Origin of the sequence: Bradyrhizobium jicamae (assembly GCF_001440395.1) — a bacterium.
Taxonomy (GTDB): domain Bacteria; phylum Pseudomonadota; class Alphaproteobacteria; order Rhizobiales; family Xanthobacteraceae; genus Bradyrhizobium; species Bradyrhizobium jicamae.
Genome location: NZ_LLXZ01000057.1, coordinates 90,202 through 92,085, shown reverse-complemented (window position 1 = coordinate 92,085; position 1,884 = coordinate 90,202). Strand labels below are relative to the sequence as shown.

1 protein-coding gene is annotated in these 1,884 nt (G+C 66.8%); it reads left to right on the top strand.

Annotated elements, in window-relative coordinates:
- Positions 1-1,884 (top strand): chemotaxis protein CheA (locus tag CQ12_RS09250; protein ID WP_057835004.1); only part of this gene is annotated, 1,884 nt, incomplete at both ends.

Genomic DNA, 1,884 nt, shown 5'->3' with positions numbered 1-1,884 from the left:
GCGCCCGCGCCGGCTCCCGCCGCGCCGCCGGCGCCGCCCGCGATGACCAAGGGCACGCTGGTCGAGCAGGTGCTGGAGCGCCCGTTGCGTCCGGGCGAAGTCTCGCTCGACGATCTCGAGCGCGCCTTCCGCGAGACCGAGACGGAAGCTGCGCCCGCACCGGCCCCCGTCGCCAAGGCCGCGCCTGCGCCGGAAGCTGCAAAGGAAACCGCGAAGGAAGCCAAGGCCAAGCCGGCGCGCAAGGCCGCCGCGGTCGAGACCGATGGCGAGGTCGCCGACAAGATCGCCAACCAGTCGATCCGCGTCAACGTCGACACGCTCGAACATCTGATGACCATGGTCTCCGAGCTGGTGCTGACCCGCAACCAGCTGCTGGAAATCTCCCGCCGCAACGAGGACACCGAGTTCAAGGTGCCGCTGCAGCGGCTCTCCAACGTCACCGCCGAGCTGCAGGAAGGCGTCATGAAGACGCGGATGCAGCCGATCGGCAACGCCTGGCAGAAGCTGCCGCGCATCGTCCGCGACCTCTCCGGCGAACTCGGCAAGCAGATCGAACTCGAAATGCACGGCGCCGACACCGAGCTCGACCGCCAGGTGCTCGACCTGATCAAGGATCCGTTGACGCACATGGTGCGCAACTCCGCCGACCATGGGCTGGAGACCCCGGCCGAGCGCGTGGCCTCCGGCAAGGGCGAGCAGGGCACGATCAGGCTCTCCGCCTATCACGAGGGCGGCCACATCATCATCTGCATCGCCGATAACGGCCGCGGGCTGAACACCGAGCGGATCAAGGCGAAGGCGCTGCAGAACGGTCTCGTCACCGAGGCCGAGCTGGAGAAGATGACGGAAGCCCAGATCCACAAGTTCATCTTCGCGCCGGGCTTCTCGACCGCTGCCACCGTCACCTCGGTCTCCGGCCGCGGCGTCGGCATGGACGTGGTGCGCACCAATATCGACCAGATCGGCGGCACCATCGACATCAAGTCGGTCGCCGGCGAGGGCTCGTCCGTCACCATCAAGATCCCGCTGACGCTCGCCATCGTCTCGGCCCTGATCGTCGAAGCCGGCGGCGACCGCTTTGCGATCCCGCAGCTCTCGGTGGTCGAACTGGTCCGGGCCCGCGCCAACTCCGAACACCGCATCGAGCGCATCAAGGACACCGCGGTCTTGCGCCTGCGCAACAAGCTGTTGCCGCTGATGCATCTGAAGAAGCTGTTGAAGATCGACGACGGCTCCTCCACCGACCCCGAGAACGGCTTCATCGTGGTCACGCAGGTCGGCAGCCAGACCTTTGGCATCGTGGTCGACGGCGTGTTCCACACCGAAGAAATCGTGGTCAAGCCGATGTCGACCAAGCTGCGGCACATCGACATGTTCTCCGGCAACACCATCCTGGGCGATGGCGCCGTGATCATGATCATCGACCCCAACGGCATTGCCAAGGCGCTCGGCGCCTCCGGCGCCTCGGCCCATGAGATGGCCGATGACGCCTCCGCCGCGCATGCGATCGGCGGCGAACAGCTCACCTCGCTGCTGGTGTTCCGCGCCGGTTCCTCGCAGCCCAAGGCGGTGCCGCTCGGCCTCGTCACCCGGCTCGAAGAGATCGCCACCGACAAGATCGAGCTCAGTAACGGCCGCCACATGGTGCAGTACCGCGAGCAGCTGATGCCCTTGGTGCAGATGAACGGGGTCAGCGTCCAGACCACAGGCTCGCAGCCGATCCTGGTGTTCGCCGACGACGGCCGCTCGATGGGGCTCGTGGTCGACGAGATCATCGACATCGTCGAGGAGCGGCTGCACATCGAGGTCGCCGGCCAGCAGGAGGGCATTCTGGGCTCGGCCGTGATCAAGGGCCAGGCCACCGAGGTGATCGACGTCGGCCAT